The organism is Streptomyces sp. NPDC058371 (genome assembly GCF_042723265.1).
In the GTDB taxonomy this organism is placed as follows: Bacteria; Actinomycetota; Actinomycetes; order Streptomycetales; family Streptomycetaceae; genus Streptomyces.
Map to the genome: position 1 here is coordinate 1 of NZ_JBHXJC010000004.1, position 13,139 is coordinate 13,139.

Genomic DNA, 13,139 nt, shown 5'->3' on the forward strand with positions numbered 1-13,139 from the left:
AAGGGGCCGTGCCGGTACATCAAATGCCCGTCGCCATGCGTGAGGACGGACAAGCGAGCGCCCCCAGAAGACAGCACAGCCGGTAGGGCGACGGGCGGATGTACCGGCACGGACCCGACCCACCCACCGGTGCACAGCGCGCGGCGCGGTCAGACCGGCAGGCGGCGGAAGACGGACCGGGGAGTGTGGCGGAGGGCCGACATGACCAGGCGCAGGGCACCCGGTACCCACACCGTCTCCGAGCGCCGCCGCAGCCCCGTCTCGATCGCGGCGGCCACCGCCTCCGGAGTGGTCGCCAACGGCGCCTCCGTCAGACCGGCCGTCATCCTCGTACGGACGAATCCGGGACGTACGACCATGACGTGCACCCCCGTCCCGTGCAGCGCGTCGCCCAGACCCTGTGCGAACGCGTCGAGCCCGGCCTTGCTGGAGCCGTAGATGAAGTTGGAGCGCCGAGCGCGCTCGCCCGCGACGGACGACAGGACGACGAGCGAGCCGTGGCCCTGCGCCTGGAGCGCCCGTGCGCTCACCAGCCCCGCGGAGACCGCTCCCGTGTAGTTGGTCTGGGCGACCCGCACCGCTGACACCGGTTCCTTCTCGTCCCGGGCCTGGTCACCGAGGACACCGAAGGCGAGCAGCACCATGTCGATGTCGCCCTCGGCGAAGACCTTGCCGAGCACGGTCTCATGGGACTCGGGGTCGAGCGCGTCGAACGCGACGGTACGGACGTCCGCGCCGAGCCCGCGCAGGTGCGCCGCCGCCGCGTCCAGGGCGGGGGAGGGCCGGGCGGCGAGCCACACCGTGCGCGTACGGCGGGCGATCAGCCGGCGCGCGGTGGCCAGCGCGATCTCGGACGTACCGCCGAGGATCAGCAGGGACTGGGGGAGACCGAAGGCGTCCTTCATCAAAACCACACTCCTAGGGGCCTGCATCGGAAGACGTGCTCTTCTGAAGGCCCTTTGATCGAAACCACATTGACTGGCTAAATCCCAAGCCGCCGCGAGAGATCCGAGGCGAAGACCCCCCGGGGATCCAACTCGGCCCGCAGTTGCCGGAATTCGCCCAGCCGGGGATACATCCCGTCCAGCAGCTCGGGCCGCAGCCGGGAGTCCTTGGCGAGGTAGACGCGCCCGTCGGCGCCGGCGACCTCGTCGTCCAGCTCGTCGAGGAAGGCACCGAGGCCGGGCAGGTTGGCGGGGATGTCCAGGGCGAGGGTCCAGCCGGGCACGGGAAAGGACAGCCAGCCCGGGTCGCCGGCCCCGAACCGCTTGAGGACGGCGAGGAAGGACGGGCACCGGCGCCCGGAGATGCGCCCCACGATCCGCCGGAGGGCCTCTTCGTGGCCGTGTCCGACGACGAACTGGTACTGCACGAAACCGCCGCGCCCGTAGACACGGTTCCAGTGCGGAACCCCGTCGAGCGGATGGAAGAAGGTCGAGATCTTCTGCAGCTCACCCGTGCGCGCACGGGGCGCCTTCCGGTACCAGAGTTCGTTGAAGAGGCCCACGGTCGTCCGGCCGAGAAGTCCCTCCGGTGCGAAGGAGGGCGCGGCCGGAAACCGGCCGGGACGGAACTCCAGCGGGTGCCGGCGCGCGCGTGCGGGCAGCGCGGCCAGGGGCGCGTGGTCGCCGCGCGTCAGCACCGAGCGCCCCATGGCCGCGCCGCGGGCGAGCAGGTCGATCCAGGCGACGGAGTACCGGTAGCGGTGATCCGTGGCGGTGAGGCGGGCCATCAAGTCGTCGAGGTCGGCGGCGCGTTCCGTGTCGACGGACATCAGCGAGGTCTCGACGGGCTGGAGCCGCACGGTCGCCGTGAGGATCACGCCGGTCAGGCCCATGCCGCCGGTCGTGGCGTCGAAGAGGGGCGTGCCGCGGTGCACGGTACGGATCTCGCCGTCGGCGGTGAGCAGTTCGAAGGAGACGACGTGGCGGGAGAAGGACCCGGACACGTGGTGGTTCTTGCCGTGGATGTCGGCGCCGATCGCCCCGCCGACGGTGACGTAGCGGGTGCCGGGCGTGACGGGCACGAACCAGCCGAGCGGGAGCAGGACTTCCATCAGCCGGTGCAGGCTCACCCCCGCGTCGCACAGCACGGTGCCGCCCGCCGAGCCGTCCGCCACGGCGGGCGCCGCGTCGATCACGTGGACACGGTCCAGGCCCGTCATGTCGAGCACGGCCCCGCCCGCGTTCTGCGCGGCGTCCCCGTACGCCCGCCCGAGTCCCCGCGCGATGCCGCCGCGCGCCCCGCACTCCCGGACGGCGGCGACCGCCTCCTCGTAGCTGCGCGGGCGGACCAGACGGGCGGTGGTCGGGGCGGTGCGGCCCCAACCGGTGACGGAGACGGTGTGGGAAGGCATGCTCGTGACCGTATCGCCGGTAAGGGTGCATAACGTCTCAATCTCCCTGACCCTCACGGGTCCTCACCGAAATGGGTGATTAATGGGATGTCGTCCAAGATTGCCGTAATTCTGGGCTGTGTACCTAGAAGAGTGAGATCACATGGACGACATTGACGACATGGACCGTCGGATTGACGAAATGGACCGTCGGATCGACGACATGGACCGTCGGCTGCTGTCGGCACTCCACGCGTGCGGGGCGGATCCGCGCGTGGCGGCCGTCGCGCGAGCCCTGTCCTGGACGGGGGAGCACGGCGCGTTGTGGCTCACGGCAGGGCTCGTCGGGGCCGCCGTCGACCGGGACCGGCGCGGCCCCTGGCTGCGGGGCACGGCACTGACCGCCACCGCGCACCTGACCAGCATGGGTGTGAAACGGCTGGTCCGGCGCCCCCGCCCAGGGCACGTCCAGCCCCTGGTCCGCACCGCGGGCCGGCACTCCTTCCCCAGTTCGCACGCCACGTCGGCGGCGGCCGCGGCGGTCGCGTTCGGAGCGCTCGGCGCGCCCGTGGTGCTGCCGCTGGCCGCCGCGATGTGCGTCTCGCGGCTGGTCGTCGGCGTGCACTACCCCTCGGACGTCGCCGCGGGCGCGGCCCTGGGCGCCCTGACCGCCCGGCTGGGCGCCCGCTGGATGGGAGCTGCCCGATGACCGAGCGCACGGCGGTACTCGAACCCCGCAGCGCCACCCCGGTGGTGCCGGGACGCGGCAGCGTCGCCCTCGGCCTGCTCAGGACCGCTCGCCCCCGTCAGTGGGTGAAGAACGTCCTGGTCGTGGCCGCCCCGGCGGCGGCGGGCCAGCTCTTCTCGCGCCATGCGCTCAGCCAACTCGCGCTCGTCTTCGTCCTGTTCACGGCCTGCGCCGCCGCCGTCTATCTGGTCAACGACGCGCGGGACGCCGAGGCGGACCGCGCCCATCCGGTCAAACGGCACCGACCGGTCGCCGCGGGTCAGGTCCCCGTCCCGCTCGCGTACGCCGTCGGAGGCGCCCTCGCGGTGCTCGCCCCGGTAGTCGCCGCCTGGCTGTGCTCGCCGTTCACCTCGGCGCTGCTGACCGCCTACCTCGGCATGCAACTGGCGTACTGCGTCAGCCTGAAGCATGTGCTGGTCGTCGACCTCGTGGTCGTCACGACCGGGTTCCTGATGCGGGCGATGATCGGCGGGCTGGCCCTCGGCATTCCGCTGTCGCGCTGGTTCCTGATCACCACGGGCTTCGGGGCGCTGTTCATGGTCTCCGCGAAGCGCTACTCGGAGGCCGTGCAGATGGCCGGAAAAGCGGGCGCCACGCGCGCGTTGCTCACCGAGTACACGACCGGCTACCTCCGTTTCGTCTGGCAGCTGGCGGCCGGTGTCGCCGTTCTCGGCTACTGCCTGTGGGCCCTGGAGGAGGGCGGCGTGCCGAGCACCAGCGTGCTGCCGTGGCGGCAGCTGTCGATGATCGCCTTCATCCTCGCGATCCTGCGGTACGCCGTCTTCGCCGACCGGGGCACGGCGGGCGAGCCCGAGGACGTGGTCCTGCGCGACCGCGCGCTCGCGGTGATCGGTGTGGTGTGGGTGGCGATGTACGCCCTCGCCGTGGCGAACTGGTGAGCCTCGCCCAACGGCCCACGAGCGGCCCGCCGCCGAGCCCCGTCGAGCCCCTCGCCACGGGCCGGCCGGCGGGCCCCACCGGGCGGGCACCGGAGCCGGCGGGCCCCACCGGACGGACACGGTTCGCCCGGGAGCTCCTCGGCTTCGCCGCCACCGGCGGTCTCGCCTACGCCGTCGATCTCGGGCTCTTCGTCTGGCTGCGCGGTCCCGTGGGCCTCGACCCGCTGACCGCCAAGGCGCTCTCCTTCGTGGCGGGGTGCTCGGTGGCGTACGCGGGCAACGCGCTCGGGACGTACCGGCACACGGCGACGCGGGGCCTGCGGCAGTACGGGATCTTCTTCGCGGTGAACGTCGCGGGCGCCCTCGTCCAGCTGCTGTGTCTCGCCGTCAGCCACTACGGCCTCGGCTTCACCTCGCAGCGCGCGGACACCGTGTCGGGAGCGGGAATCGGCATGGCGCTCGCCACCGTGCTGCGCTTTTGGGGTACACGGACATTGGTTTTCCGAGGCGAGGGCAGAGACGGATCATGGACTGGCTGAAGAAGCTCCCGGGGATCGGCCCGCTCGTCGCGCGGCTGATGGAAACGCACGCGTGGCGGTCGTACGAGCGGCTGGACCGGGTGAAGTGGACGCGGCTCGCCGCCGCGATGACGTTCATCAGCTTCGTGGCGCTCTTCCCGTTGCTCACGGTCGCCGCCGCGATCGCCGCGGCGACGCTCAGTTCCAGCCGTCAGCAGGAGCTGCAGGACAAGATCGCCGAGCAGATCCCCGGCATCTCCGACCAGCTCGACATCAGCGGCCTGGTCCAGAACGCGGGCACGGTCGGTGTCATCGCCGGTGCCCTGCTGCTGTTCACGGGCATCGGCTGGGTCGGCTCGATGCGGGAGTGCCTGCGCGCGGTCTGGGAGCTGGACGACTCCGACGAGAACCCCCTGCTGCGCAAGCTGAAGGACGGCGGGGTGCTCATCGGCCTGGGCGGGGCCGTCCTCCTCACCATCGCCGCGTCCACCGTGGCCTCCGCCCTGGTGGGCTGGGCCGCCGATCAACTCGGCCTGGACAAGGGCGGCTGGGGCAGCGCCCTGCTGCGCCTCGCCGCGTTCCTCGTCGCCGTACTCGCCGACTTCCTGCTGCTGCTGTACGTGCTGACCCTGCTGCCGGGCGTCGAGCCGGCCCGGCACCGGCTGCTGGTCGCCGCGCTGGTCGGCGCCGTCGGATTCGAGCTGCTCAAGCTGCTGCTCAGCGGCTACATCCAGGGGGTCGCGGCGAAGAGCATGTACGGCGCCTTCGGGGTGCCCGTCGCGCTGCTGCTGTGGATCAACTTCACCTCGAAACTGGTGCTGTTCTGCGCCTCCTGGACGGCGACGCAGAGCTTCGAGGCGGAGGCCGGCCCGGAGGTCAGCGACGCGTCCGGCGACGCACCAGATCCGGCACCGGCCACCGGCGGTTGACCAGGAAGACGCCCGCCGCGAGCAGCACCAGGAGCCCGCCCGTCACGGCCAGGGCGATCCCGATCCCGCTCGAACCGCCCTTGTCGGCGGAGGAGGCCGCCACCGGCTTGCCGGACTGCCGGCTCTCGGCGGAGCCGGAGGCGGTCCCGCCCGGCTGCGCCGTCGTGTCGGCGCCCTTCGGCGGCACCAGCTCGCCCACCGGCTCGACCTTGCCGGCCGCCTGGAAGCCCCAGTCGAAGAGACGGGCGGTCTCCTTGTAGACCTCGTTGTGCTCGTCCTTCGCCGGGTTCATCACGGTGACCAGCAGGACCTTGCCGTTGCGCTCCGCGACGCCCGTGAAGGTGGCTCCCGCGTTGGACGTGTTGCCGTTCTTCACGCCCGCGATGCCCTGGTACGGAGTGACATCGCTGTCACCGGCCAGCAGCCGGTTGGTGTTCTGGATCTCGAAGGACCCGCGGGTCTCCTTGCCCTTCGTGTTCTTCGTCGTCTTGCCGGGGAACGTCGCCCGCACCGTCTTGCAGTACTCCCGGAAGTCCTTCTTCTGCATCCCCGAGCGGGCGATCAGCGTCAGGTCGTACGCCGACGACACCTGGCCCGCCTCGTCGTAGCCGTCCGGGGTGACCACGTGGGTGTCCAGGGCCTGTAGTTCGTCCGCGTGCGCCTGCATGTCCTGGACGGTCCGGTCGACACCCTGGTTCATCGCGGACAGGACGTGCACCGCGTCGTTGCCGGAGCGCAGGAAGACGCCGAGCCACAGGTCGTGGACTGTGTACGTCTCGCCCTCCTGTATCCCGACCGTGCTGGAGCCGCTTCCGATGCCCGCGAGGTCGGAGACCTCGACCTTGTGCTTCTGGTCCTTGGGGAACTTCGGCAGCACCGTGTCGGCGAAGAGCATCTTCAGGGTGCTCGCCGGGGGCAGCCGCCAGTGCGCGTTGTGCGCGGCCAGGACATCGCCCGTCTCGGCGTCGGAGACGATCCAGGAGCGCGCGGTGATGTCCTTCGGGAGCACCGGGGCGCCGCTGCCGAGGTTGACCTGGGTCCCGGCCTGGCCGAGCCGGGCGCCGCCGACGGTCGACATGTTCGCCGGGGGTGTGGCCGAGGGGGGCGTCGAGGGGGTGGCCGTCGGGCTCGCGTCCGCGAAGGCGGGGGCCGCGAGGGAGAGCGACAGCGAGAACGACAGGAGGGCGGCGGAAGTGACCGGCAGGCGGCGCCTGGCGGTCTTTTTCGAGGCGGGCACGGTCGAGAAAGTACAGGGCTCCGGGCGGGAAGTCGCGCCGCCCTCCCCACCCCGGCCGCGGTGTCCGCTCGACGGCGGCGATACTGAACGCATGAAGCTCAGCCGCCCCGTCTCCTGGTTCCTGCTCGCCTTCGGGGTGTGGAGCTGGATCATCTGGATCACTTTCGTCAAAAATCTCGTCAAGGACGGCAGCGGGCTCGCCTTCGACGACGCGGGCGACCCTACGGCGTACTTCTGGGTGCATCTCGCCCTGGCCGTCGTCTCCTTTGTCTTGGGGACGATCGTCGGGGGCATCGGGTTGCGCGGGCTGCGCGCATTGCGCCACGCGTCATAAGGTCCCGCTGGTCGGGCGTTTGCCACTGAAGAGACATCCAGGACCGCGGGGGTTACGGCGTCATGGTCATCGTCTACGTGCTGATCGGGCTGGCCGTCCTGGCCGCGTTCGGCGCCCTGCACTGGTACGTGTGGCGCCGCCTGGTCCGCGACACGACGCGCGGGCCCGGACTCGGCCGCCGGGCCGGCACGGCGGCGGTCGTCGCGGGGCCCGTGCTGATGTTCGCCGCCGTGGCCACCGAGCGCGCCGGGGCGCCCTTCTGGCTCCAGCAGGTGCTGGGCTGGCCCGGGTTCCTGTGGATGGCGCTGTCGATCTACCTCCTGCTCGCGCTGGCGGCGGCCGAGCTCGTCCGGCCGCTGGTGCGACGGCTGACGGATCGCGGGACGACCGCGGCCGCCGTACGGGAGGTGGTGCCGGTACCCGCGGGTGCCGGCACCTCCGCGGCGGCCCGCCCCGAACCGGCGGAGCCGGCGCACCCCGTGGCGTCCCCGCACGCTGCGGCGCCCGCGGATTCCGACGCGCCCCCCACGTCCGCCGGTCCGTCCCGGCGGCTCTTCGTCTCCCGGGTCGTCGGCGGGGCCGCGGCCGCCGCCGCTGTGGGCACCGTCGGATACGGCGCGTACGGCGTCCTGCGCGGGCCCTCCGTCAAGCGCGTCACCGTGCCGCTGGCCAAGCTGCCGCGGTCCGCGCACGGGTTCCGGATCGCGGTGGTCAGCGACATCCACCTCGGGCCGCTGCTCGGCCGGGACTTCTGCCAACGGGTCGTCGACACCATCAACGCGACCCAGCCCGACCTCATCGCGGTCGTCGGGGACCTCGTCGACGGCAGCGTCAAGGACCTCGGCCCGGCCGCCGCACCGCTCGCCCGGCTCTCCGCGCGCCACGGCTCCTACTTCGTCACGGGCAACCACGAGTACTACTCCGGCGCCGAGCAATGGGTCCGCGAGGTACGGGAACTGGGCCTGCACCCCCTGGAGAACGCGCGGACCGAGCTGGCCGGATTCGATCTGGCCGGGGTGAACGACGTACAGGGCGAGAGCGAGGGGCAGGGCCCCGACTTCGCCAAGGCGCTCGACGACCGGGACCCGGCACGCGCGTGCGTGCTCCTCGCCCATCAGCCGGTCCAGATCCACGAGGCCGTCAGGCACGGCGTCGACCTCCAGCTGTCCGGCCACACGCACGGCGGCCAGCTCTGGCCGGGCAACTACCTCGCCGAGCTCGCCAACCCCACGGTCGCCGGACTGGAGCGGTACGGCGACACCCAGCTGTACGTCTCGCGCGGGGCCGGCGCCTGGGGGCCACCGGTGCGCGTGGGCGCGCCGTCCGACATCACCGTCGTGGAACTGGCGTCCAGGCAGGCCTGAGCGCCGGCATGGGTCCCGGCAAGCCGGCTCCGCCGGTGACCCATAGGGATTTCCGGCGCCGCCGATAGGCAATCCGTATGCGTCCGACGTGGACAGACATGCCCTGCTCGCCGAGACTCTCGGGACCGGATCAGAAGGCGGCGCAGCACCGCCGGCCGGCAGAGGAGTGTCCTTGTACAAGCGCCGTGTCGCCGTTTCCCGCCCCGGCCGCGGGCGTCTGCGCTGGGCGCTGGCCGGTCACGCCGTGCGCCTTCTTCCCGACGCGGCGCTGCGCCGTGCCGCCCGCCGCGGAGCACAGGGGAGTACGGCCAAGGTGCCGCCGTTCGCCGACTTCGTGCGCTTCCTGGAGGCGGCCGGGCCCGCTGCCGGCATCGTCATGGGCGAACTCGATCCCGCCGCGCCGGTGAGCCGTTCTCCCGAGCTGGACGCCGTAGCCGTAAGTCCGCTGAAGCTGGGTCCCCAGCAGATACGCGCCCGCCTGTACCGCGCCGCCGGGCTCCCGGCCCGCGCGGCGCTGGTCTGGGTCTCCGGGGGCGCGTTCGTCGCGGGCGGCCTCGACATGCCCGAGTCGGACTGGGTCGCCCGCACGCTCGCGGCCCGCGGCACCCCCGTCCTGGCCCTCGACTACCGCAAGGCACTCAACGGCGTGCGCCACCCCGCCCCCGGCGACGACGTCCGCACCGGCTGGCACTGGGCGGTGGAACACAGCGCCGAGAGTCTCGGCGTGCCACCCGAGCGCCTTCACCTCGGCGGTGCGAGTGCGGGCGGCAACCTCGCCGCCGCCACCACTCGTGTGCTGCTCGACACCAGCGGCCCGCTGCCCGCCAGTCTGCTGCTGGCCTACCCCCTGGTGCACGGCCGACTGCCGGAATGGGACCCCCTCGCCCTCGCCGCTGTCCGCGAGGCCACGCAGAACGCCTGCCTCCCGCTCGACTGGATAGCGGACATGTGCGTCAACTACGCAGGCCCGGAGCACCTGCTCGACCCACACGCCTTCGCCGGTGAAGCCACGCCGCCCGAAAACCACCCCCCGACACTCGTCCTCGCCTGCGAGAACGACACCCTGCGCACGTCCGCCGAGCGATTCGCGGACCAGCTCGAAGCAGCCGGCGTCACCACCGTCCTGCACCGACTCGACGGTGCGGCCCACCGTTCCCTCGACCGGCCGACCGAGCCCGACGGCCTCCAGGCCGTCGACCACCTGGCCACCTGGCTCGCCCGCGCATGAACCTCCGGCGATCCGGTACGGCGCCGGGGCGCCGGGGCGTGCGTGCGCGGATCGCGCAGGTGGTCAACGCCGGCGCGCGGTGACCAGCCAGGCGCGGGAGTCGAACCACACGCCGTCGCCGGTGTCGTGCGCGTCGAGCGTCGCGCCGAGCCGGTCGAGTGCGCGCTCGGCGGACTCGGCATCGAGATCGGTGAGCAGTTCCTTCGCCATCCACAGCTGGAGTACGGCAGCACGCGCGCGGTCGGCGTCCGGGCCGTAGGAGACGGGCTCGCGTACGTCGGCGACGTCCACCGCTGTGAAGCCGGCCGCGGTCAGGGCGCCGGCCACGACCTGCGGATCGGCCAGCGTGAAGGGGTCGTCGGCCGCCGGGCCCGACGTCGGTGACGCGTGCCCCCGGCCGAGCGCCGCCCGGATCGCGGCATGCCACTCCTGACGGTCGGCGGCCTGCCAGACCAGCTGCACGAAGCGCGCACCCGGACGCAGGGCCTGCCCGATGTTGGCGAACGCGGCGACCGGGTCGGCGAAGAACATCGTGCCGAACCGACTGACACCCAGACTGAAATGCTCCGGCGGGAAGACATGGGCCTGGGCATCGGCCTGTACGAATTCGACATTGCGGAGGCCCTCCGACTCGGCCTCTCGGCGGGCCCGCGCCAGCATCGGGCCCGAGACGTCGATGCCGAGCGCGGTACCCGGCGACGCGGCCCGGGCCGCTTCCCGGGTGGTCCGGCCGGTGCCGCAGCCGATGTCGAGGACGCGGTCGCCGGGTCGGATGTCGAGGGCCTCCCAGAGCCGCTCCTGATAGCGGACGAGCTCCGAGTCGTAGTCGAACAATGCGCTCGCCTCCTTCACGCCGCGGGGCCGTCGCGGAGTACGCCTTGCACGGTGTCGAGCCGTACACCCGGGTCCAACTCTGGCAGCCACCACGTCGCGCCGGCTCGCGCGTACGGCCCGGGATCGACGCCGAGCGGCAGCCCGACGGCGATGTCGTACGAGGCCATCCCGCCATGGCGCAGTCCGGTGAGGGTGCCGACGACGTCGGCGAGCTGGTCCGGGTGCTCGAGATTGGCCGGGAAGAAGCCGTCGAGCCGTGCGGCACGGCGGACCGGCTTGGCGTTGCCCGGGAATCCGGCGGCCCACACCGGCACGCCCGGCCGCTGAACCGGCCGCGGCAGGAACGCGATGTCGTCGACGGTGTAGTGCTCGCCGCGATGGCGCACCGGCTCGCCCGACCAGGCGGCGGCCAGGATCGCCAAGGACTCGTCGAGCATCCGCCCGCGCCGCCGGTCGTCGAGTTCCTCGCCGGTCCTGGACAGCTCGCCGGCGAACCGGTCGCTGCCGAGGCCGACGCCGAGGGTGAGGCGGCCGGCGCTGAGCCGATCGAGTGTCGCGCTCTCCCGCGCGACCTTGGTCGGCCGTCGACGGGGAAGCACCGACACCATCGGGCCGAGCCGGATCCGCTCGGTCGCGGTCGCGGTCGCCGCCAGTGCGATCCACGGGTCGGCGACCTGCCGGACCGGCGCCCGCCAGCACAGCTGATCCCACACGAAGCAGCCGTCCCACCCGGCTTCCTCCGCGTCGGCGGCGAGGCGCGCGACCATCCGCGGGTCGGCGAGGTCGTCGAAGAGCGGCAGCCAGAGCGCCGACCGCAGCCGGTTCACGAGCGACCTCCTTCCGTGTGCCGCACCGGAGGTTCCGTGTGCTGCACCAGAGCCGACACGAAGTCGTCCCACACCGCCCTCGGCAGGTCATGTCCGGCCCCCTTGAGGACCAGCAGCTCCGCACCGGGGATCGCGTCGCGCAGCGCCTCGCCGTGCGGCAGCGGCAGCAGTGGGTCGTGGTCGCCGTGGACCACGAGCGTCGGCGCCGCGATGTCGCCGAAGCCGCCTCGCGCCGGCCCGTCGAGCTCGATGGCGTAGTGGTTGACCAGAGTCGACGGGTAGCTCCTGGCGCGCGCCACGTCACGGGCGACCAGCGCTCGGATGGCGGCCTCGTCGAAGTACGGCGAGCCACCGGCGTACGCCCTCGCGCCGGCGACCACGTACTCGACGACCGCGGCCGTGTCGGAGGAGTCCGGCTCGGGCGCCATGGCCAGGTCGCTCGACGGTGGCGGCAGGCCGTCGGCACCGGTCGAGGTCGAGACGAACGTCAGCGACGCGACCCGGTCGGGATGGTCCACCCCGAGGATGAGTCCGATCCCGCCGAACATCGACTGACAGACCACATGGGCGCGCTCGATGCCCAAGGCGTCCTGGATGCCGAGCACGTCGAGGGCCAGGTCCGTGACCGAGTAGGCCGGCTGTCCCGGCGGGTAGCAGGTCGACCGGCCGGTGTCCCGCTGGTCGTACCGGACCACGAACCGGCCGCGGGCGGCGATCCGTTCGCACAGGTCGGCGTCCCACCACAGCATCGAGGCGGCCGACCCGGCGACCAGCATGATCGCCGGAGCCGCGCGGTCTCCGAAGGTCTCGGCACCCAGCTCGACGCCGTTGATCCCGAGCAGTTGCTCGCCGTGCGATTGAGGTGAGGTCATATCCGGCACGCTAGAACCCGCGACTCCATTGTGAAAAGCGATGATTTCCGATTGATTCGATCGCTCACGCCAATGGACCTCGGTACGCTGGAAGACGTGAGCAACGTCGAGCTGCGCCATCTGGCGGCGCTGGCCGCCATCGTCGAGGAGGGCTCGTTCGGCCGGGCGGCCGCCCGGCTCGGGTACACCCAGTCGACGGTGAGCCAACAGATCGCCGCGTTGGAGAGGGCCGTCGACGGCCCGGTGTTCGAGCGGCCGGGCGGCCCCAGGCCGGTGCGGCTCACCCCGCTCGGCTCCGTGGTCCTGGACCAGGGCCGCGCACTGCTGGCGAAGGCGGAGGCATTGGCCGACGCCGTGGACCGGTTCAAGGCGGGAGACGGCCGGATCGACATCGGCACGTTCTAGAGCGTGTCCAACGTGATCCTGCCGTCGGTCGTACGCCGGCTGCGGGACGAGCACCCCGGGTGCGACATCAGGTTGTCCGAGGAGGAGCCGGAGCAGCCGCGGATCGGTGACCTCGACCTGCTGTTCTACGACGGCCGCATCGACGGGGACGTGGAGCACCGCAAGCTGCTCGACGATCCGTACCTGCTGGTGGCACGCGCCGGGACCTTCCCCGAGGGGCCGGTCCCGCTGGAGCGGCTCGACGGCGCACCGATGGTGGCCTGGCCGCTGACCTGCGACCAGCCCTTGATGGAGCAGGCGGTCGCCCGCAGCGGCGCCCGTCCGCAGATCGTGTTCCGCACCGCGGTCAACGACACCCTGTTGTCGATGGTGCGAGCCGGTCTGGGATCGGCGGTGCTGCCCTGGCTCGCCGTCCGCGGTGCCGACGTCCCGTCCGACGACAGGCTCCGCATCCACGAGCTACGGCCGTCCCTGCCGCTGCGGGAGATTTACCTGCACTGGCGGGCCGGACGCATCCACTCACCACTCGCCGCCCGGGCCGTCGAAATCGCCGTCGAGGTCGCGGCCGAACTTGCGCCGCCGCCGGCCAGTGCTTGATGCCGGCCGGTC

General features: G+C 72.3%; 15 protein-coding genes. 9 read left to right on the top strand and 6 right to left on the bottom strand.

What is annotated here, in order from left to right:
• Window positions 1-149 precede the first annotated feature (149 nt).
• Window positions 150-905: a decaprenylphospho-beta-D-erythro-pentofuranosid-2-ulose 2-reductase gene (locus ACFWM2_RS14730; RefSeq protein ID WP_383278367.1), complete on the bottom strand. Its 756-nt coding sequence runs from the start codon at window positions 903-905 to the stop codon at window positions 150-152.
• A gap of 77 nt (window positions 906-982) precedes the next feature.
• The gene (locus tag ACFWM2_RS14735) at window positions 983-2,356 is read right to left on the bottom strand and encodes an FAD-binding protein (RefSeq protein WP_383278370.1); all 1,374 of its coding nucleotides are present in this window, start codon (window positions 2,354-2,356) and stop codon (window positions 983-985) included.
• A gap of 142 nt (window positions 2,357-2,498) precedes the next feature.
• On the opposite strand from ACFWM2_RS14735, the gene ACFWM2_RS14740 reads away from it, so the two are divergent.
• The 4 genes from ACFWM2_RS14740 to ACFWM2_RS14755 are packed head-to-tail and all read left to right on the top strand — an operon-like array spanning window position 2,499 to window position 5,429.
• Window positions 2,499-3,044 (top strand): phosphatase PAP2 family protein, encoded by a 546-nt coding sequence (locus tag ACFWM2_RS14740; protein WP_383278373.1) that lies wholly within the window; start codon window positions 2,499-2,501, stop codon window positions 3,042-3,044.
• Window positions 3,041-3,982: a decaprenyl-phosphate phosphoribosyltransferase gene (locus ACFWM2_RS14745; protein ID WP_383278376.1), complete on the top strand. Its 942-nt coding sequence runs from the start codon at window positions 3,041-3,043 to the stop codon at window positions 3,980-3,982. The genes ACFWM2_RS14740 and ACFWM2_RS14745 overlap by 4 nt, the downstream gene beginning before the upstream one ends.
• Window positions 3,979-4,521 carry a GtrA family protein gene (locus ACFWM2_RS14750; protein ID WP_383278379.1) on the top strand — a complete coding sequence of 181 codons (543 nt, stop codon included), beginning with the start codon at window positions 3,979-3,981 and terminating at the stop codon, window positions 4,519-4,521. Before ACFWM2_RS14745 ends, ACFWM2_RS14750 begins: the two co-directional genes overlap by 4 nt.
• The gene (locus ACFWM2_RS14755) at window positions 4,509-5,429 is read left to right on the top strand and encodes a YihY/virulence factor BrkB family protein (RefSeq protein WP_383278382.1); all 921 of its coding nucleotides are present in this window, start codon (window positions 4,509-4,511) and stop codon (window positions 5,427-5,429) included. The genes ACFWM2_RS14750 and ACFWM2_RS14755 overlap by 13 nt, the downstream gene beginning before the upstream one ends.
• Here the strand turns inward: ACFWM2_RS14755 and ACFWM2_RS14760 are convergent.
• Window positions 5,377-6,666 (bottom strand): D-alanyl-D-alanine carboxypeptidase family protein, encoded by a 1,290-nt coding sequence (locus ACFWM2_RS14760; protein WP_383278385.1) that lies wholly within the window; start codon window positions 6,664-6,666, stop codon window positions 5,377-5,379. The two genes, ACFWM2_RS14755 and ACFWM2_RS14760, sit on opposite strands and share 53 nt — an antisense overlap.
• Before the next feature lie 91 nt (window positions 6,667-6,757).
• On the opposite strand from ACFWM2_RS14760, the gene ACFWM2_RS14765 reads away from it, so the two are divergent.
• The 3 genes from ACFWM2_RS14765 to ACFWM2_RS14775 all read left to right on the top strand — a co-directional run bounded on the left by ACFWM2_RS14765 (window position 6,758) and on the right by ACFWM2_RS14775 (window position 9,592).
• Window positions 6,758-7,000: an SCO4848 family membrane protein gene (locus ACFWM2_RS14765; protein ID WP_383278388.1), complete on the top strand. Its 243-nt coding sequence runs from the start codon at window positions 6,758-6,760 to the stop codon at window positions 6,998-7,000.
• A gap of 62 nt (window positions 7,001-7,062) precedes the next feature.
• Window positions 7,063-8,364, top strand: a complete 1,302-nt coding sequence (locus tag ACFWM2_RS14770; RefSeq protein ID WP_383278391.1) for a metallophosphoesterase — start codon at window positions 7,063-7,065, stop codon at window positions 8,362-8,364.
• Between the two features lie 172 nt (window positions 8,365-8,536).
• A complete protein-coding gene (locus tag ACFWM2_RS14775; RefSeq protein ID WP_383278393.1) occupies window positions 8,537-9,592 on the top strand; it encodes an alpha/beta hydrolase in 1,056 nt (351 codons plus the stop codon).
• 63 nt (window positions 9,593-9,655) lie between these two features.
• Here ACFWM2_RS14775 and ACFWM2_RS14780 read toward each other — a convergent pair whose 3' ends face one another.
• The 3 genes from ACFWM2_RS14780 to ACFWM2_RS14790 are packed head-to-tail and all read right to left on the bottom strand — an operon-like array spanning window position 9,656 to window position 12,125.
• Window positions 9,656-10,426, bottom strand: a complete 771-nt coding sequence (locus ACFWM2_RS14780) for a class I SAM-dependent methyltransferase (RefSeq protein WP_383278396.1) — start codon at window positions 10,424-10,426, stop codon at window positions 9,656-9,658.
• A 14-nt stretch (window positions 10,427-10,440) separates the two neighbouring features.
• The gene (locus tag ACFWM2_RS14785; RefSeq protein WP_383278399.1) at window positions 10,441-11,253 is read right to left on the bottom strand and encodes an LLM class flavin-dependent oxidoreductase; all 813 of its coding nucleotides are present in this window, start codon (window positions 11,251-11,253) and stop codon (window positions 10,441-10,443) included.
• Window positions 11,250-12,125, bottom strand: a complete 876-nt coding sequence (locus ACFWM2_RS14790) for an alpha/beta fold hydrolase (RefSeq protein ID WP_383278402.1) — start codon at window positions 12,123-12,125, stop codon at window positions 11,250-11,252. Before ACFWM2_RS14790 ends, ACFWM2_RS14785 begins: the two co-directional genes overlap by 4 nt.
• Window positions 12,126-12,221: 96 nt before the next feature.
• Between ACFWM2_RS14790 and ACFWM2_RS14795 the strand changes: the two genes are divergently transcribed.
• Complete coding sequence (locus ACFWM2_RS14795) at window positions 12,222-12,530, top strand: LysR family transcriptional regulator (protein WP_383278405.1); 309 nt, start codon at window positions 12,222-12,224, stop codon at window positions 12,528-12,530.
• 3 nt (window positions 12,531-12,533) lie between these two features.
• Complete coding sequence (locus ACFWM2_RS14800; protein ID WP_383278408.1) at window positions 12,534-13,127, top strand: substrate-binding domain-containing protein; 594 nt, start codon at window positions 12,534-12,536, stop codon at window positions 13,125-13,127.
• Window positions 13,128-13,139: the final 12 nt, after the last annotated feature.